At 65.1% G+C, this 19,235-nt stretch carries 12 protein-coding genes; 2 read left to right on the top strand and 10 right to left on the bottom strand.

The window, feature by feature from the left end:
- Window positions 1-3 precede the first annotated feature (3 nt).
- Window positions 4-474 carry a 2,4'-dihydroxyacetophenone dioxygenase family protein gene (locus ACFPN1_RS03010; RefSeq protein WP_386752863.1) on the bottom strand — a complete coding sequence of 157 codons (471 nt, stop codon included), beginning with the start codon at window positions 472-474 and terminating at the stop codon, window positions 4-6.
- 212 nt (window positions 475-686) lie between these two features.
- Between ACFPN1_RS03010 and ACFPN1_RS03005 the strand changes: the two genes are divergently transcribed.
- The gene (locus ACFPN1_RS03005) at window positions 687-1,757 is read left to right on the top strand and encodes a helix-turn-helix domain-containing protein (RefSeq protein WP_386752862.1); all 1,071 of its coding nucleotides are present in this window, start codon (window positions 687-689) and stop codon (window positions 1,755-1,757) included.
- Between the two features lie 47 nt (window positions 1,758-1,804).
- Window positions 1,805-4,471, top strand: a complete 2,667-nt coding sequence (locus tag ACFPN1_RS03000) for a LuxR C-terminal-related transcriptional regulator (RefSeq protein WP_386752861.1) — start codon at window positions 1,805-1,807, stop codon at window positions 4,469-4,471.
- Between the two features lie 148 nt (window positions 4,472-4,619).
- Here ACFPN1_RS03000 and ACFPN1_RS02995 read toward each other — a convergent pair whose 3' ends face one another.
- The 9 genes from ACFPN1_RS02995 to ACFPN1_RS02955 form a co-directional block, all read right to left on the bottom strand.
- Complete coding sequence (locus ACFPN1_RS02995; RefSeq protein WP_386752860.1) at window positions 4,620-5,162, bottom strand: trypsin-like serine protease; 543 nt, start codon at window positions 5,160-5,162, stop codon at window positions 4,620-4,622.
- A 503-nt stretch (window positions 5,163-5,665) separates the two neighbouring features.
- Entirely contained in the window at window positions 5,666-6,220 is a 555-nt protein-coding gene (locus tag ACFPN1_RS02990; RefSeq protein ID WP_386752859.1) for a hypothetical protein, read from the bottom strand.
- Between the two features lie 42 nt (window positions 6,221-6,262).
- Window positions 6,263-6,715, bottom strand: coding sequence for an EF-hand domain-containing protein (locus ACFPN1_RS02985; RefSeq protein ID WP_386752857.1), 453 nt, complete (start codon window positions 6,713-6,715; stop codon window positions 6,263-6,265).
- Window positions 6,712-7,959 (bottom strand): TIGR03032 family protein, encoded by a 1,248-nt coding sequence (locus ACFPN1_RS02980; protein ID WP_386752856.1) that lies wholly within the window; start codon window positions 7,957-7,959, stop codon window positions 6,712-6,714. Before ACFPN1_RS02980 ends, ACFPN1_RS02985 begins: the two co-directional genes overlap by 4 nt.
- Window positions 7,960-8,101: 142 nt before the next feature.
- On the bottom strand, window positions 8,102-12,988 hold the full coding sequence (locus ACFPN1_RS02975; RefSeq protein ID WP_386752854.1) for an autotransporter outer membrane beta-barrel domain-containing protein: 4,887 nt from the start codon (window positions 12,986-12,988) through the stop codon (window positions 8,102-8,104).
- Window positions 12,989-13,074: 86 nt separating this feature from the next.
- Entirely contained in the window at window positions 13,075-14,619 is a 1,545-nt protein-coding gene (locus ACFPN1_RS02970; protein ID WP_386754016.1) for a M4 family metallopeptidase, read from the bottom strand.
- A 389-nt stretch (window positions 14,620-15,008) separates the two neighbouring features.
- A complete protein-coding gene (locus tag ACFPN1_RS02965; protein WP_386752853.1) occupies window positions 15,009-16,058 on the bottom strand; it encodes a Csu type fimbrial protein in 1,050 nt (349 codons plus the stop codon).
- Window positions 16,055-18,418 carry a fimbria/pilus outer membrane usher protein gene (locus ACFPN1_RS02960; RefSeq protein WP_386752852.1) on the bottom strand — a complete coding sequence of 788 codons (2,364 nt, stop codon included), beginning with the start codon at window positions 18,416-18,418 and terminating at the stop codon, window positions 16,055-16,057. Before ACFPN1_RS02960 ends, ACFPN1_RS02965 begins: the two co-directional genes overlap by 4 nt.
- Window positions 18,415-19,221, bottom strand: a complete 807-nt coding sequence (locus ACFPN1_RS02955; protein WP_386752850.1) for a fimbrial biogenesis chaperone — start codon at window positions 19,219-19,221, stop codon at window positions 18,415-18,417. The genes ACFPN1_RS02960 and ACFPN1_RS02955 overlap by 4 nt, the downstream gene beginning before the upstream one ends.
- Window positions 19,222-19,235: the final 14 nt, after the last annotated feature.

Below are 19,235 nucleotides of genomic sequence, written 5' to 3'. Positions count from 1 at the left end.
CCGTCAGCCGAAAGCGGTCAGGTCGCGCGGCGTGATACCTGCCTGCTCGCAGTAGGCGAGGTAACGCTGCAGGCCGGTCTTCCAGTTCTCGATCGCCATCACCTGGCCGTTGGCATCGAGGAAGATCAGGTCGCCCACCACGATGTTCAGCACGACGACGTGGCCTTCGCTGCCCACCGCCTCCGGCGTATGGCTGGACGCGGCGGTTTCGAACACCACGCTGCCGGGACCGGCGATCCAGTCGTGCTCCTTGTACTTCCAGCGCCCCTCGATGGTGTAGACGATGACGGTGCCGGAATGATGGTGGCGCGGCAGTTCCATGCCGGCCGGGGCCTTCATCAGCACGATCATTTCGCCGCGGATCGGATCGAGCTTGAAATACTTGAGTTGGACGTCGTTGGTGTAGGGCGCGAAGGGCACCCAGGGCAAGGACTCGTCGTCGATGACCGCGGTCTGGACGTGCTCGTGGTACATGAAATCCCTCCAGTGGCACTAGTGGTGACCGCTGGCTAGAATTTCGCCGGCGGCTGCATCTCCAGCTGATCCCCCGGCACGACCATCGCAGGGATAGGCAAGAAGCCTGATAGTCAACGGGGGAATTGAAGCCTGGCGATGTTCCGTACCGACACCCGCCTGTCACTTCTCGACAAGTGCGGGTACAGATCAACCGGCAAAGGGGGGCGACCATGAATGCAGCGCGGAGGGTTCCCGCTCGCTACCTGGTGCTCCTGCGCGACTGGCTGAATTCGCAGGCTGTCGATACCGCCGCCATCCTGCGCATGGCAGGAATCGACGCCGCGAAATTCGACCGGCGCGACGCGACGCTCGACCCCCCGGAGATGGAGGCCTTCATCGCCAACGCGCGCCGCCTCACCGGCCGCAGCGACCTGGGCTTCGAGCTCGGTCGCCTGATCAAGATGACGTCCCACGACCTGCTGGGCTACGGCATGCTCAGCTGCCGCAACATCGACGAAGTCATGCGGATGGTGACGCGCCACTATCACCTCATGACCGAGACGTTCACGATGCGCTACCACCGCGATCCCGGCGGGCGGGGCGAAACCGTGTACACGCCGACGATCGCGATGCCGCTGGAAACGCTGCGCTTCTACCTGGAGACGATCGCGGTCGCTCACGACAACCAGGTGCGCCTGATGCTGGGCAACGCCGGCGGCAGCTACGACGTGTACGTCACGATGCCCGCTCCCGCGCACGTGGCGCGTTACCACGCCCTCGCCCCGACACGCTTCCATTTCGAGGACCGCTCGCCGCCCGGCGTGCGCGTGGTGATGGGCCCCGCGGTCCTCGAGCACCTGCTTCCGTTCGCCGACGTCCATCTGGCGCGCGACATCGACCGGCGTTGCGGCTCGCTGGGCCAGCGACCGCCGGCCACGAGCCGGGAATGGGTGGACTACATCCGCATGACGATCCGGCAGGCGGAAGGCGAAGCGCCCACGCTGGAATGCATCGCTTCGCAGAACCGCGTGTCGAGCCGCACCATCGATCGTCATCTTCGTCGCGAGAACTTTAGCTTTCGCGAGATCGTCAATCAGGTACGCTTCGAGCGCGCCTGCGAGTTGCTCCAGGACTCGGGCGCCACGGTTGCACAGATCGCGCTGCGCCTGGGCTTCAGCGACTCGGCGAATTTCAGCCGGGCGTTCCGGCGCGCAGTCGGTGTACCACCCTCCGCCTATCGCCAGAAGACGACACGGAAGCGCAACGCGTCGTCCCAGGACCCCTTCCCCCCCAGAGGTTGAGCAGTGCTTGCCGAGACTGGACGCCGGCATGAATTGCAGACAAGCAGATGTTCGATTTCGAATCCGCATTAAAGACCGTCCCGCCCCGGCTGCCCCAGTCCTCCCTCAAGCGTGAGCACCTCACCCAGCGGTGGAAAGAACTGCGGGAATGCACCGCCATAGCGGTGACCGCGCCCGCCGGGTTCGGCAAGACCACGCTGCTTCTGCAGTGGCGGCATCTGTGGTTGAACCGTGATGCGACCGTAGTCTGGCTTACGGCGGATGCGCAGGACACGCCTGCAAAATTCACCACCGCATTGCTTCGGGCATTCAGGAGTCCCGGCGCCTTCCAGTACCCCTCTTTCGACACGCTGGCGATGCTCAATTCCAGTGCTGCCGGGCGCGAGCTGGAGGTACTGACCGGCTTGCTGGCAGAGGTCGCGCACGCGGGCACGGAGACCGTGCTGATGATCGACGAAGCCGAACGACTGCCCGCCGCGACGCAGGACCTGGTCGGCTATCTCTTCATCAATGCGCCCGCCAACTTCCGGCTGGTGGTTGGCTCCCGAAACGCTCTTCCAATCAGGAACACCGAACTGGCGGCCAAAGGCCAGCTCGCCCTGGTTTCCGACGACGATCTGCGGTTCCGTCTGGACGAGTCGCTCGAAATCATGCGGCGACGCCTTGGGCGATCGGCCGACCTCAGCGACCACGCCCGCCTCCACGAATCGACGCAAGGCTGGCCCATCGGCCTGCAACTGGCCATGATCACCGTCGAGCAGGAATCCAACATCGGCAAGGCGATCCGCTCCCTTTCCTCGCGTCCCGCGAATCTGCACGACTACCTCGTGGGTTCGCTTCTGATACGCCTGCCGGAGGCGTTCGTATCATCGCTCACGCGGCTGTCCATCCTCGACTATGTCAGTGACGAACTGTGCCAGACCCTCCTGGGGCCGGACGGCGGCGATGTGATGGCCAAAATCGCCGAAGAGATGCCGACCATGACAGTGGGCGACCGCGGCGCGCTGGTGCTCCACCCGCTGGTTCGCGACCATTTCAGGGAGCGCTTCGAGCAACTTCCCCACGACGAGCGGATTGCGCTGCACGCACGGGCTTCGCTCTGGTTCGCCGAGCACGGGCAACTGCATACCGCAGCGCGCCATGCGTACGCTTCCGGCGACGATGCGAGGGCGCACGACCTCGCCTTGAGTTCGCTGTGGTTACTGGGCGCCGAAGGGCGATTGGCCGAAGCGCGGGAACTGCTGACCGGCATCCCGCCGCAAGTTCTCGCGCGCGACCCGACGACCCGGCTGAAGGCAGCGTGGATCGAGGCCTTGGGCACACGTAACGATCAGGCGCTCGCTACCGCGCGCGCCGTCGCAGAGGACCCGCGCTCCACGCCGGTCATGCGCATGACCGCCTTGCGTATCGCCGGTGGCGCTGCGTCGTACTCCGACCGGTTGGGCCTGCTTCCTGGTTTTGTCGACGCATGGCCGACGGAAACGCCAGAGGTCGTGGACCCCCTCTACCTGGTGGCCCCTCTGAACGGCAGGGCGCTTGTCGCGCTGCAACTGGGCCGTACCGGCGAGGTTCGTGAACTGACGGAGAAAGTGCGGTCCTTCGGGACAGCCGGTTCACTTCGATTGGCTGCCGCCTTTTCGAGCGTCATCTCGGCGCTGGGCCATCTTTGGGAGGGCAATGCCTTCCTCGCAGAGGAAGGACTGGAGGAAGCCCTCGCACAAGCAGAACGGGAGGAAGGCCGCCGGGGTATGGTGTCGTGTCTCTACGCCGCCGTACTTGCAGCGGCCTGGGCCGAGCGGGATCGGGCGCAGGCCGTGGTCACGTTGATGGCGGATCGACTGGACGTCATCGAACAATCCGGTTTTCCCGACACGATTCTTGCGGCTTATCGCGCCCTCGCCCGGGCCTCCTTCCGCCAGGGCAACGAGCGCAAGGCGCTGACTATCCTTTCGAGCCTCGGTGCAATCGGAGAGCGCCGGAACATGCCCCGCCTGAGCCTGTACAGCCTGGCGGAACAAATCCGTATCCATGCGATGCGGGCTCGCGTCGAAACGGCTGAGAAGCTCGTACGGGCGCTCGAGAAACTCACGGACGCTTTCGCTGCGCCGGAATTCCGCGTTTTCGCCCGCCAGCACGAGCTCGCACTGCACATCGCGTACGCCTATATCGCATTGGCGCGCGCGGACAGCGATAAGGCCCAGCAGGCACTGCGGGCAGCCATGCTCTCGGCCGAGGAACTGGGACACAAGCGCGAGGCAATGACCATTCAGGCATTGCGGGCCATCGCTTCGCGACTCGAAGGAAATCCGGACGCCCTGCCCTTGCTGTCCGAGGCCCTGGGCCTGGCGCACCTGGGCGGCGTGGACGGACTGGCGGAATCGACGCATCCCATCGCCGTTCGCATGGCGGGAGAACTTCGCCGACACCTCGATTCCAGAACCATCGATGCATCCCCGGTGACCAGGGAACAAGCGCGCGTCGCCCCGCCCGTGCTTCAAGCCATCGCCGCGGAGCAAGGTCTGCTGACCGCGAAGGAAGCAGACATTCTTCAGTTGCTGGCGCGTGGCATGCCCAACAAGCTGATTGCAAAGCACCTGAGCATCGGCGACGAGACGGTCAAGTGGCACCTCAAGAACATCTTCGGAAAGCTCTCGGCCGCCAACCGAAGGCATGCGATCGATCGGGCGCGCATGCTGGGGCTGGTGCACTACTGATCGCTGCGTGCTGCGACGCAAACCGGAGCCATGGGTGCACGTCGTGACGGGCTCACGTGCGCCTTGATCCAAATGAAAGGCCCGCCTTAGCAGGCGGGCCTTGTGCTTCCGGTGACGGCTCGATGCGGCCGCTTCCCGTCCTGTCGTGTTACTGCGCGTTGATCCAGGAGGCGTAATCCGACAGCTTCGTATAGACCTGATACGTGCTCTGGGTGTAGCTGATCATTCCGTACAGCGTGGTATCGGTGGTCGCGGTCACGAAGGCACCCGGCGTAAAGGTGTAGCCCGGCATGGTGACCAGCGTCCATGGCGCGGTCGCCGTCGTCTGCAGCCCGTTGTGGTTGGTGCCGCCGTTCTCATAGCCGATCTGGGTGAACTGGGTGCCTACGGCATTGGAGAACGAGGCCGCGATCGTCGAGCCGAACACGTTGGCGTTGTAGGTGAGCGCGGGCACGCGGATGATTGCGACGTCGTTGGTCGCCGGAACGTTGTAGTTCGGGTGAATCGTGTAAGACGAAACGTTCCGCACCTCACAGGTTCCGCAGGTGGTCACCGTGCGGCTGTTCGATCCCGCAAGGATGCTCAGGCTGGCCGGAGACTTGCCTGCTACCACGTGCGCCGGGACCAGAATCTTCGTCGGACTGAGGATGGCGCCGTAGGCCACGTGGCTACCCCCGATTCGAACGGACACGAAGTTTCCGGCCGGTGGCAGCGACTGGGCCTTGGCCACTGGGGCTGCAACGGCCAGCAGGAGAGCGATAACCGCACAACAAAAAGACGACTTGATGTTGAACACGAGCACCTCGCTGAGAAAGCCGCACGGGATGTGCGGGTTGGGAACTCCAATGCAACTACCGTTTCGTTTGTAACGGCCGCAGGAAAATTCGCAACAACTAAAACGGGGGGGGCTACCCCCCCCCATTCCCAACGAAGCCAGGCACGTCGACGCCAACCCGGCGTCGTCACGACCGCCAGGAAAACACGTCGTCATCGCAAGGCGCGATACATCGTCGCTGTCATCGGCATTAGCGTGGAAGCAAGGACGTCGCTGGCGTCCGGGCAACACGCGTGGTCACCGGCGCAACGCCACACGAATGTCTCCGTGGCTTCGCGCATGCCCCGCATGCCGCGCATCCGACACGATCGCGCGCAGCGACGCCAGCGGCGGACTGCCCCGCCGCCATGCAGCGTTTGCTATGCGTGCCCGGCGCGTCCCGCCACGGCCGAGGTGCGGCGCTGCAGCTGCACCGGCGGCAGCAGCCGCGCGCCCTCGAAGTAGGACACCCGCAACTGCAGGCCCTTGGGCGAATAGCCGATGAAGGCCGAATCGCCCGCCGGTTCGTACGCCCGCGTGTAGTGCCTGGCGAGCATCGGATTCTCCAGCTCCAGCAACACACCCAGGCTTTCCGGCGTCGCCAGCGCTGCGTTGTAGTCCTGCAGTATTCGACGCGCACGGTTGAAGAACGGCACCGTCTGCTTCTGGCCGCGGAATTCCGGCGCAAAGAACTGGCGGTAGAAGTACAGCGGCTGGCGCAGGCGCGGCAGCACCCGGACGATCGCCGTGCCGACGCCGCAGATCGCACCGCTTCCGTCGCGGGTGATGCACACCGCCTGGCTTGCGCGGGCTCTTGCGCGGACGGGGTCGTCGATCGCCTTGTTCCGGCTCCACAGCCCGATGAGCTCTTCGGAGAGTTCGGGAGTGACGCTTTTCCAGACCGGGGTGATTTCGAATGATGTCTCGGTATTCAATCGGATGTCCTCCGGCAACCGCGCGCTGCGGTTGCCCGGCAATTACTTCTTCGCCGCCGGAGCAGCCGGCTGCGCCGCCGACAACCGGCGCAAGGCGGCCAGGTATTCGGCGAAGTTGAGTCCTTGGCTCTTGTCCGCGTCGAAGGCGCCGAACGACGGTGCCGCTTTGCCCGCGCGCTTCACGAATTCGAGGTTGCCGTACTCGGCCTGCTCGATCGCGCCGCTGCGGTTGGTGTCGAGCGCCTGGAACTGGTCGCGCAGGCGCATTTCGAGCACGACGGCCCGCGCCATTCCCGGATAGCCCGCCTGGAATTCCTGCAACGACAAGGTCCTGTTCCGGTCGGTATCGAGCGCGTTGAAGATCGTTTCGATGCCGCGGTTCGCAGCCTGCGCCGAGGCGGCCGCGCGCGGAGCGGGCGTTTGCGCAGCGGCCGGCAGCGTGGCGGCGACGAACAGGCTCGCAGCGGCCACGGAGATGCATTTTCTGGTGTTCATGCGGTGGCTACCTCGTTCTGCATTTCGGATTCGAACGTGATGAGTTCACGGATTTCCGGGGTTCGCAGACCGACCACCATCGGATTGCGCACGTTGGACAGGAAGCAGAGATCGAAGATCTCGCTGATATCGCCCTCGAAGCGGATCCAGTTGGTCACGTCGCCATTGATCAGCGAGATGATCTGCACGCCGCACCACGGTTCGGCGTCGCGCTTGCGCAGTTCTTCGTCAAGCTGCAGCCCCTCGAAGCGCTGGTTGCGCGGCTTCGACAGGCCCACCGCGGCAACGTTCCCGATGATCGACAGGCCACGCGCGAAACCCGGCACGAAGGCCAGCGGGACGAACTTCTTCGTGGCGAAGTCGACCCAGCCGATATGCCCGGTGCCGGCGTTGAGCAACCAAAGTTTGCCGTTGGCCCAGCGTGGCGAGTGCGGCATCGACAGGCCTTCGCACACGATCTCGTTGGTGGTGATGTCGATCACCACACCGCCGTCGTGGCGCCGGTCACGCCAGCCGTCGACGGTGTCGCTCCTGCAGACCGCGGTGACGTAGCGCGGCTCGCCGTCGACCATCGCCAGGCCGTTGAGATGGCAGCGGTCCTCGGGTGCCAGCTTGCTGATGAAGTCCGGCTTCCAGATCGCCTTGAAGCTGTGCGTCTGGCTCAGTTCGGCCAGGCACGAGTACTTGGTGTTGACGAACACCACCTTGCCGTTCCTGCGAATGCCGAGCTCGTGGATGTCGAGGTCGCCGATGGTCTGGGCGTTGCGCGGTACGTAGCACTTGTCGAACTGCTTGTGGATCACCTCGTTCGAACGCAGCACGTTCTCGAAGCGCCACAGCTGGTAGAGCCCGCCCAGGTACAGGCGCTGCGCATTGCCGACGATGCCCATCGCACGCTCGAAGATGCGCTCGAAGAACGACACGCGGCCGTGCGGATCGCTGCCGACCAGGTACAGGCGCCCGGTCTGGTACGAGGAGATCGCCAGGGAGAGCCGGTTGGCTGAGAGCCAGGCGGACAGGCCGCGCGAGCAGCTCTTCCCTACCTTGAGGTTCATGAGGTTCTGCGGCGGCTTGGCCGGCTGTCCCTGCGCTGCCGCCGGCGCCGCGGGCGGCGGCTCGACGGTCTGCAGGATCGGTTCGGCCGTTTCCTGCGACGACCCCGTTGCGGTGTCCTGCGCGACTTGTTCCACGATCGCGTCGCGGGCTTCTCCGGCATTCGTGCCGGGCGTTTTCTTTCTTGCCACTTGTCGTACTCCTCGACCCGGATCGACCGGGCACTCCGAAATCTCAGGCAACCGCGCGGAGGCTACGCTTCCGCAAACGGATGCCGGCGTACCGTTGATCGGCCCGCGGACGATTCCGCGGGCCGGCAACGGCCCTACTTGCTTACCAGTTGTAACGCACGGTCAACTGGGCACCGGCGACGCTGTCCACCGCGCCGCCATCCGTCCAGTTCGCGCCGCCGCTGACCGACAGCCCGCCCTTGCGGACGCCCATGCCCAGCTCGACCATGCGGCTGCTGCCGCTGGTGGTGGTCGTGCCTTCGATGCCGCCGTTGATCGCATGGTCGAAGTCGCCGTCGAACTCGCGCACGACGTTGAACGAACCATATGGCGTCAGCGTGAAACCGCCGCTCTGGAACGACTGGTCGAACGCCACGCCCAACCGGCCGCGCGACGACACGCCGCCGTCGTTGGCGAACTCCGAATCGCTCGAGTGCAGCGTGCGGATGTCGCCGATGCGGGTATGGGTGTACTGCAGCTGCGGCACGACGTTGAACCCGCCGGCCGAGGTCCAGGCGGTGAAGCCGCCTTCCACGTTGAGCGACTGCGCCGACGCCTTGGTCGTCTGCGTGCCAAGGCCCGAACCCAGGCGTGCATCGACGCCGGTCCAGCGGTGCGATACGTCGACATAGGCGCCGTGGCCACCGAACCAGGTTCCGTACAGACCGAAGGTGCTGCCGTCCAGGCGATTGCTGCCGGCGCCGTTCACGCGCTGGCTGCCGTCGGACTTGCCGATGAACGCGCCGAAGGCGAGGTGCTCGGAGGGACGCGTGTCGAGGCCGACTTCCCAGCCGTGGTTGGACTGGTGGAAACCGAGTCCGCCCGCGCCGAAGTTGCCGCTGTATCGCGCGTCCACGTTGCCGCTGTCGGTGAACATGCGCATCCACGGCCCGAGCCCCGCGCTGCCCGCTTCCGGCAGCACGCCCATGCGCTGGCGATAGGTCCCGACCTGCGCATTGACCAGGCTCTGCACGCCCGGCGCGATATCCGCGGCGAGCTGGCCCGTGGCGTTCAGGCCCGTGACGTCCACGCCGAGCGACACCGCGTCGTCGGCTACCTTCAGGTCGAAGTCCATCGCGACGAAGCCGTCCAGCGCGAAGTGCACGTCGCCCAGCACGAAGTCGCCGGCGAGCGTGCCGCTGGTGCCGATCAGCGGAACCTCGATGCTGGGCGTGGTCGGCGCGTCGACCAGGTTCACGTTGAGCGTCTGCGTCGTCGACTCGATGATGTTGCCGTCGACGTACAGCTGGTCGCTGGCCTGGTTCAGGCCGCTGACATCGAGGTTGATCGCGCCGTCGCCGGAGAAGTCGCCGGTAATGGTCAGCACGTCGTCGGGGCTGCCGTCGACGAAGCTGACGACGCCGTCGTTGACGAACGCACCGGCAACGATCGCGTTGTCCGCGCCGGAGACGAGCATCGTGGCGTTGTTGCCGAACGTGCTGCCGCCAGCGGCGGCCGGCTGGACCGCCAGGAGCGTCGCGGCAGCGCCACCGTCGAGATTGATCGTGGCGTCGTCCATCACGATCGTGCCGGCGTTGGCCAACTGGTTGTTGCCCGCGCCGAAGTCGCTCTCGCCCACCGCGATCCAGGTGCCTCCCGCCGCATTCTCGAAGCTGTCGTCGAGGTTGCCCGTGACGATCGCGCCAGTGATCGAGCCTTGGTTGACGATGGCGGCCGTCGCGTCCGCGTTCGAGGAGATGGCGATCCGCGTGCCGTCGCCCAAAGCGGCGATGGTGCCGGTGTTGGTCAGCACGTTGCTGCCGTAGGACTGCATCGATACCGCGGTGGCCGTTGCATCGGCGCCGTAGGCGGCCGCGACGATCGTGCCGCTGTTGTCGGCCTGGACCCCGGTATCCGCGAGGAGGTTCGCACCAGTGGCGTTGGCAACCGGGCCGGTGGCGACGGCGAGGAGGTCGCCGCTGTTCACGAGGCTGGCGTTGCCATAGAAGCTGTTCGCCAGCGCGGCGACGGCGACCGCATCGTCGGCTTCCGCGACCACGGTGATATGACTGGCATTGGTGATGCCGGCCTCGAGCGCACCGAGCACCACGGCGCCGTAGCTGTGCGCCACGCCACCATCAGCACTCGACGCGACGCGGATGTCGCCTCCGTTGTAGAGGGTGGTAGAGCCACCATCCGTCACCCGGTTCGGATGTGCCCAGTCGCAGTAGTTGTACTGCCCGTAGGGACCCTCCCTGTACTCGCAGTTGTAGGTGGTCGTCTGGTGCAGCGCATACGCGAAGCTGCCGACGGCCCATGCGTCGCCGCCGATCGCGGTGGCGCTGGCGCGAATTTCGCCTGTGTTGTCGGTATAGGCGCTCCACAAGGCGCGAACGTAGGTGCCCTGGGCCGTCGCATAGCCGAAATCGGCGCTGGCGACCGCTTCGACATCGCCTACGTTGACGATCTCACTGGTTCCGCTGTTGCTGTAGAAACCGATGGAGGCGCCCGTCGCGTTCGCGATGCTGCGCTGGCCATAGTCCGCACTGTCGGCGGTGACCGTAGCGTGCGCAAGCACCGTACCTGCGTTGTAGACCGTGGCGTAGCTGGCCCCGCGATTCTTCAAACCCTGGACATTGGCGACGCCGGCATTGAGGTCACCTGCCATGCTGCCGACCGAGGCCTGCGCAGCGATGGTCGTGCCTGCGTCATTGACAATGCTGCCGTACTGACCCGCCTTGATGTCGACGGCGTAAGCCAGGGTCAGCCCCAGATCCGCGATGGCCGAGGCCGTGATATCGCCCGAATTGGCGATCGCTACATCGCCTCGCGAGTAAACCCGAATGCCGACTGCCCCTGCGGAGCCACTGATCGAATTCGGGGCGTCGTCGGCAATCGCAATTGCGTCGATATCCCCGTTGTTGGCGATCGATATGGTGCTTCCGAAGTCCGCCGCAGCATAGATGCCCAAGGCCGCGGCAGAACTGATGAAGCTATGCGGCGGATCCGCCAACCCGTGGGTATGCGCATAGGCGGTGATCTGCCCGTCGTTGGTGATGTCCATGCCGTACAACGCGGCACCGACGACGCCCGTCGCATATCCACCGCCGTAAACCGATGTCTCGGCAATGGCACTGATGCTCGCATCGGCGGCATTGGTGACGGTCAGGTACTTGCCGCCGCCCTGGACGCCCGTGGCCCCCACAATGCCGCGATCGGCAGACGCATGGGCCCGGATGTTGCCGTGATTGTCGATGGTTGCGTTGCCGTACCCGACCGGGCTCAAAGCCACAACGCCAGTCGAATAGGCATAGGTATCGGCCGGCCACTCCGGCTTGCCGCTCACCGTGCGCGCATCGGCCTCGATGTCGCCATAGTTGGTCACGCCCACCGAGCCAAGCAGGTTGTAGGCGTAGACGCCCGTGGAGCTTGCCGAGCCGAAGTCGGCTTCGGCATAACTCCGGATCGTGCCGGTGTTGTCGATCGAAATCGCACCGGCGTACTTCCCGCCGACCCGCGCCGCCACGCCCCAGGCTGCCGCATAGCCCTGGCTGGTCAGGGCGTTGGCAGTGATCGAGCCGGAATTGGAAACCCCGGTCTCCGAGTAGCTGTTGGTCGCGAGGGCCATGACGCCGATTGCCTTGGCCTGCAGGAAGCCGTAGCTGCCGGTCATGTCGTCCTGGGCGAGCGCCGTTGCCTCGATCGACCCGCTGTTGTCGACCTGCGACGCGTAGTAGACGGCCATGTTGTACACGCCCAACGCGTAGGCCTCCGCTTCGCCGTAGCTGGCTTGCCCGCCTTCAGCGACCGCCAAAATGTCACCCTGGTTGATGGTGATGGCATCGCCGATGTAAAGCGACGCATTGACGGAGCCGTACGCACGAGCCGCCTCGCCCTGGGCTTCGGCGAGGATGCTTCCGGTGTTGGTGGTGTAGGCACTGAATGCCATGCCCACCGAATAGGACCCCATCGCCGTCGACACATCCGCGCCCGTGGCACTGACGTGGATGTCGCCTGCGTTGTAGACGGTAGACCCGTAGAAGCCTGCCGAATCCGCGCCGCGTGCAACGGCAGTGCCGCCGTCGGCAGTGGCGATTGCGGTGAGATCGCCATAGCTGTAGACAGCCGAATACGAGCCGTAGGCGCGCGCCGCACGGGCCTCGGCGGAACCGCCCTCGCCCGCCGTGGCAATGGCGGTGCTGCTGACGTCGTTGAATACGCTGGCGACATTGGCGTAGGCATATGCGCCGGTCGCATAGGCCAATCCGCCGGCGCCGGCAGTGGCTTCCGCCAGCAGGTCGCCGCCATTGATGAGGACGCCGATGCCGCCGTTATAGGCGCCATCGGCCACCGCCGCATACGCCTGGGCATCGCCGCCTTCGCTCGTCGCGCTGGCGGTGATTCCTGCGTAGTTGTACAACGTGGCGGCGTCCCAGCCCTGCGCCAGCATGCCGACGGCGAGCGCGTCGCCATCTTCGGCGGTAGCCGTCGCCGAGATCGAATCGTAATTGCTGGCGAGCGTGAAAGACTCCGTCGCCTCGACGCTGCCATAGCTGATCGCGTCGTCGGTGCCAGTGGCGGTCACCCTCTCTTCGATGATCGCGAAGGCTCCCACCATCGGCGCGTCCGCCGAAACCGCGGCCGTATCGCCGTTCACCACCGTCAGATCGTCGACCATCGAGTCGAGACCACCGTGCGCATCCCACCTGGCGGATGCACCGGCATCGCTCGCAAACGAGACGCCGATACCCGTCGACGACGACAGCATGTCGACTGCAGTTGCATCGCAACCCTCGCTTACCAGCGTCGGATCATCGATGGGTGCGAAATCGTTGTCGCCGGTTTGCTGGCCGATGCGTTGGACGGCCTGTGCGTGCGACGTCGACAGCGTGCAGCTGCCGATGACCTGGGCCGACACGGGTGCCGACAGCACCAGCATGGTGGCCGAGACTGCCAGAGCGCCGCGCACGGCGCGCGCGATGGGAGCGATGGCAGGAGTCGCCTGGGCGCGTCGCGTGGACGCACCGACATTACGGATGGAACCGATCATTTATGCCCCTGGGAGATTCGTTGCTTGTCTAAGAACTGAGCCAACCGGCGGTTCGGCCTCGGCCGAACCGCCCACGCCCGATCCGCTCAGTTGACCTTGACCGCGGTCCACGCCCTCGCGACCGCCGTCGCTTCGGTGGACGTCGTGCCGTACAGGTCTTTTGCCGCCTGGATGGTCGCTGCGCGCGCGCCCGCGTAATCCGTGCTGGAGGTGAAGTACAGGCTCAGCGCGCGATACCAGATCTTCGCCGCCTTGGCGCGGCCGATACCCGAGAATGTCGCGCCGTTGCACGTCTTGGGAGCGTGTTTGACGCCGCTGAACGTCCTGGCGCTCGTACCTTCCGCGAGCAGGTAGAAGAACAGGTTCGCCACACCCGAGGAATGATGGACATCGAGGGTGCCGATGTCGCTCGAATAGCAATTACGGGACAGGCCGTCCGCGGCCGGATTGAACATGAAACGCAGCGCGCGCTGGTCCGCGCTTCCCGGCACGTTGGTCACCACGACTTCTTCGCCGATCATGTAATCGGGCGTGTCCTGCGGATTGTTCGCATGGAACTCGACCATGGTCCCCAGGATGTCCGAGTTCGCCTCGTTCAGGCCGCCGGATTCGCCGGAGTAGATTAGATTGGCGGTGTTCGCGTTCACGCCATGACTCATTTCATGGCCGGTGATGTCCAGCGCGACCAGGGGACCGATAGTCACGCCATCGCCGTCGCCATAGGTCATGCAGAAACAGTTGTCGGACCAATAGGCATTGCTGTAGCGGCGGCCGTAATGCACGCGGCTATAGCTGCCCTTGCCGTTGTTGGCGATGCCGTTCCGGCCGTGGACGCTCTTGAAATAGTCCCAGGTGACGGAAGCGCCGTACTGGGCATCCGCCGCCGCAGTCGCGCGATCGTCGTTGCTGTAGTTGCCCCAGGTGTTGTCCGAATCCTTGTAGACCTGCCCCGCGGTGCGGCTGTTGGATCCATCGATGGTGAAAAGCCCGCCACGCGAGGGATCGCGCAGCTCGTACCCGCCGGAGACCGAATTGGTGACGATGGAGACTTCGCCCGAGTACAGCGTCCTGGCCTTGCCGGTGACGGCCGCCGTGTGAAGGTTGCTCCATCGCTCGAGAATGCGGCCGTTTACGGCATCCACGATGTATGTCGAATCGGCGTTCTGGTTATGCAGGCGCACCTGCCAGGCCAGCCGGGGCGCCTTCTTGCCTCGTGCATACACCGCCAGGACGGTATCGGGAGCGCCGACGAAGTCGGCGCCGAATTCGGTGCCCGCGATCACCAGCGCAACGGTCGCCTTGATCGACGGACGGGTCGACAGCTTGAGGGCAGCGCCCTGCGTGACGGAGGTGGATTTGTACTGCCCATTGCGCGAATGCACGACCAGGTCGCCGCCGATCACGGGCAAGCCTTCGTAGGTGCGGTCGAAGCGGACATGCTCGGTGCCGTCGGCATCCACCACGACATCCCGGGTCACGAACTGATCGCCGGCCGAGGTACGGGTCGCCGCCTGATGATTCCTGATATGGCCCAGTGCCCGGCCTGCGGCGGCGGAGCGGTCCACGACCGCCGCCGAGGCGGTACTGGATCCCAGAATAGCCAGCAAAATCGACGACGACAGCTTGCACATCAACGACATGAACGCCCTCCCCTTGCACGAATAGCCGGATGCTCCCGGCAGTTCGACGGGAAGCACAGTGAGGGTTCGAGTAGAGCCGCGCCCGGGCGGAAACTCGCCCCCCATTTTCGGGGGGGGCTCTCAGTGCGATGGGCGGGGCCGGTCCGGAAGGCCTCGAAATGGGGGCCGCGAGCGCCAGAAGGCGTGGTGACGATGGCGCTTTCGTTCTACCCGCAAAAAGGACAGAAAATGCAAAGTGGCGACTCAGCGCCCCCTGCCACACGACCCACTGGCCACGCCCGTCCCGTTCCGCTCTCGGAACGGGTGACTAGGCCGGCGCGGTACGCGCGACGACCGTCTTCGCCCGCTTCCGGGGAAGCCACAGGCACGGGAGCCCGGGTTCAGAACTCGACCGTCACCTGCACACTGTCCACATACACCCCTGGAGGAGGCGTTGATTGGGAGGCACTGATTTCCGCCCGGTATACGAAACCCTGACTGGAAGTCCCGTCCGGAGTCCCGGCATTGACGTCGGCATCGGTGTTGCTTCGACGCTCGCTGCCCAAGCCCCCCCACCGCGCAGTCGTGCCCGACTTGTAGATTTCATACGCAAGGGAGCCGCTCCCACCCTGCAGGAGTCGCTGGCCATTGAGCGCGTGCAGCCCATCGGTCAGCCCGACCTGATACGCCTGGTCGCGCGTGCAGCGCACGTTGATTGTCTGGGTGACGGGATTGAACACGCTGACGAGAGGGGCGCTGCCGAAGTCGATATCAGGGGCATCTATCAGACAGTCCGCGGTGACGATCAGGCTGATGTTGATGAGCGTGGCCTGGCCGCTGCCCCAGTTGGTGACCTGTCCGGTCAGCAGATTGACGGTAAAGCCAGGGCTGCTGCTCTGCCCCAGGCAGATCCCGAGCGCACCGATGCCCGAGCACGTGTAGTAGTACCAGCGCACGGCGACGACGCCCGTGTACACACCGGCCTTGAGTGCGGAACCCGGCCCCGCACGCACATACATCGGGATACTGCTGTTCGGACCCGAGAACAGGCCGAGCAATGCACTGATCAGGGCGGTCTGGGACACGAAAACGACTTCGTCGCCGTTCCCCAGCGGCGCGCCGCCGGCGCTCGTGGCCAGCCGGAAGGAGACGGTGATGCCATCGGGGCCGGTCAGCACGCCACTGCCTCCCGGCAGCCCGCTCTCGATGAGTGCCTTGATGTGGGCCGGCGTGCCGATGCCGATCAGGCCCGGATCGCAGGCCAGGCCGCTGGCGGTCTGGGTATCGCCCGTCGGTGCGGACTCCAGTGCGAGCGACGTGTAGCTGCCCAGGTTGGCGGAGGCGGCCGACACCGAACAGGCCGCCTCGACACCGGGAGCGCCCAGCAAGGCGACGATGAAAAGCAGCAACTCGATGCGCGGATACGCGCGATGGACGAAGCGGAATGTCATAGCCTTGCCTCCGCACGGCAAACCAGCGGCCCGATCTGCGCCACCTGCGGTGTACCCGTATCGGCCTCGAACCGGATCACGCAGCGCCCGGTCGGCGCATCGATCGAGATTTCGTTATCGGCGCCGACCGATTCCAGATACAACACGCCATCCCAGCCGATGGTTCGTCGCTGCCCGTCCGCAGTCGTGGCCACGGTGCCGACCGGCATGGGGTTGCCCTGCTCGTCGTGCACGGTGATCACCGCGCTGGTCACTGCGCGCAGAGGGAATCGGACGACTTGCCCGCTGCCACCCCGCACGGCGACGCGTTGCTCCACGACGGGCGTCTGCATGTAGGCGGGCAGCCGCTCGGCCTCGATTTCGTACTTCGCCGCATACCAGGCAGTTACCCACGGCACGAGCAGGCGGCCGTTGCGGTCGGTGGTTCCCACCAGCTGGTTTTCGTAGCGGACTCTCACGCCCGGCTGCCCGTCAGTCGTCACCAGGACGAAGGCATCGTTGATCCGGTTGCTGGGGAATATCCCGCCATCCATCCAGACCAGCGATCCGGTCGCATTGCCCCAGACCGTGTGCGCATCCTCATCGCCGTAGACGCCCACGCGAAGCTGCAGATTCGGGTTGCGCCAGTGCAGGCCCGCCTGGCCATAGCGTGAACCATCGGGTTCGCGCGCGACACCCAGCTGCCACCCCAGCCCGCCGTAGGTGGGCACGGCCTGGTCGTAGTCGAAACGCAGTCGATTCTTCCCGAAGCGGTTGCGGTCGTAGCCGGCGTGGGCGGTTCTGCGATCGCCCAGCGACACCAGCCATTGCAGGCCGAACGACCAGCCGTTGTCGTCATCGAGATCGCGACTTCCGGACAGATACACGTAGCTGTTGCCGAAGCTGCGGCTCCAGGACAGGTTCCCCAGCCTGCTGCGCGTGCCGTCGGCCGCTTCGATATCGAAATATCCCAGGCCGACGTTGCCGAACGAGAACAGATTGAAGGCTCCGGTTGCTTGCAGTGTCCTGCGCGACATGGTCGAGCCATCGGGATAGGCGGCCAGGTCCGCATAGAGGCGATCGCGATGCGTGTCCTGGATCGCCACGCTGAAACGGCGCGAGCTGTATTGATAGCCGACGCTCGTCTGCCTGCCTCTGTCATCGTTGCGCTGGCTGGACGCGTAGGACGCATTCACGACGCCGTAATGCCCCAGCGCCATCACCGCGCCCACTCCGCCCAATTGCAGACCCTGCGCGTGCTCCGCGTGGGTCTCGAGCGTCAGGCGATCGCTCAATCCGTAACGCAGCGAGCCAGCCACCGCCGCGTCTCCGTACGCGAAATTCTCCCGCCCGTACTCCTGCCGCAAAGCCCCCGCGGCGATCGAATAGTCCATGAAGCCATCGGCGAGCAGCGAACTGCTCACGTAAAAGGGCAATGTGGTCGAAACCTGGCGCCCCATTACGTCGGTCGTCACCACCACCGCTTCGCCTGCTCCGTTGATATAGGGCAGGCTGGTCAACGTGAACGGACCGGGTTCGAGCGGTCGGCTATCGATCTTCTGCCCCGCGATGAATACGTCCAGTGTGCTTGGCACCGCTGCCTCGCCGGAAAAGACCGGCAAGGGATACGTCACCACGTCGGGACGTATCGCGAAATTGCGCGACACGCCTACACCGCCGAGACGAACCGTGCTGTTCCAGCTCAGTCCACGCGTGATCATGTCGCCCGCTTCGAAGGTGAGCATCCGCGCGGGGTCCGAGTATTCCCATCGCGTATCGAAGCGGGTGTACCCGTTGCGGCCAGGGCCATATGAATAGGTACCGCTGCTGGTGATCGATCCCCATGGACCGAACAACCTCAGCTCATTGGCGATAGATGTCGTCGTGGATGCATCGCTCGGCGCATTGACGAAGGCGTCGTAGTTGAAGATCGCGCCCGTGCCGCTTGTCGCGGGCTCATAGGCGTTGCGACGGTAGTCGCCGACGTACTGCATAGGCAGCATATCGGCGGGCACCTCAAGCAACAGCCGCAAGTTGTTCTCGTCGTAACTGAATTTCAGCCAGGACAGATCGTTCAGCGTGACCAGATCGGAATCGTTGCCGAAGACAGGCAGACCGAATGCGCGCAGATCGCCGACCGCCACCCGGAACCCATCTCCGCTGCGAAGCACACGGACCACTTTCCGTGTGGACTTCTGGTTGACGACCAGTTCGAGGTACTGCGGCTGTGCGTCATCCAGCGAGGCGGGATCCGGAGGCGTCACCACCTGCGCCTGGACACTCAGGCACGTGACGGTGGCGAGCCCACCCAGAATGGCCGACCACAGGGGCCGGTAGCGCCGGCACCTCTCTCGGGCGAGATGCCTGCGCGCGCCGATCACGGCATCTCCCTGTCCAGTTGCCTGACCTCTCCCCCATCGATGCCGGACAGCACAGCTACCGGCGCGGCCGCGTTCACGGGCAGTTGCCAGCGGGCGTAGCTGCCTGCCAGCACGTAGCCGAGCTTGCCGTTCTCGGCATCCAGTGTCTTGCCATTACTGTCGCGCACGCTGATGGCAGCCAATTTGGCATGCGTCTGGCCGAGGTTGCGCACTTCGATCCAGCGCCGGCCATCGTCCGTCCCTTGGCGCCAGACCAGTTGCGGAGCGTTAGCGCCGCTGTTCTTCGAAGAGGCCAATCCGGCGCCGTAGCTGAAAAGCGGAATCGAATACCGAACCTGGAAACGCAGGCCGGCGGCCGGGGCTGACACAGCCGAGGTTTGCGCCGAAGCGACGGAAGCTTGGTCGGGGACCTCGTCGATCAGCAGCCGGTAAGCCACTTCCCGGGCCGATGCGGGCATCTGCGTCCGCGTCAGACGGATCAGCTGGCGCTTGCCGGGTTCGACCCGGAACATCGCAGGCGTGCCGACTAGCGTCGACTGCGGCATGTACACGTTGCGTCCTGCTTCCTGTGTCCAGGAGAGCACCCGCAGCTGCATCGTCTGGCCCTGAGTGCCGCGATTCTCGACCCATAGCGCAACCCCGGTCTGATCGCCTTCGATCACGGGATCCAGCGGCCAGATCATCACTGCCCCGAACGCGCCCACGGGCAGCAATCCGGACGCCAGCCAGAATGCGACGACAAGGACGATTCGCCGCAACGAGCGCGGTGATGTGAAGCGGTTTCGGGAGAAGTTCTCCTGCATGCAGATTCCTTTGC

The organism is Lysobacter yangpyeongensis (genome assembly GCF_042655745.1).
GTDB lineage: Bacteria > Pseudomonadota > Gammaproteobacteria > Xanthomonadales > Xanthomonadaceae > Agrilutibacter > Agrilutibacter yangpyeongensis.
The sequence above is the reverse complement of the archived record's forward strand: the minus strand, read 5'-3'. Positions and strand labels throughout refer to the sequence as shown.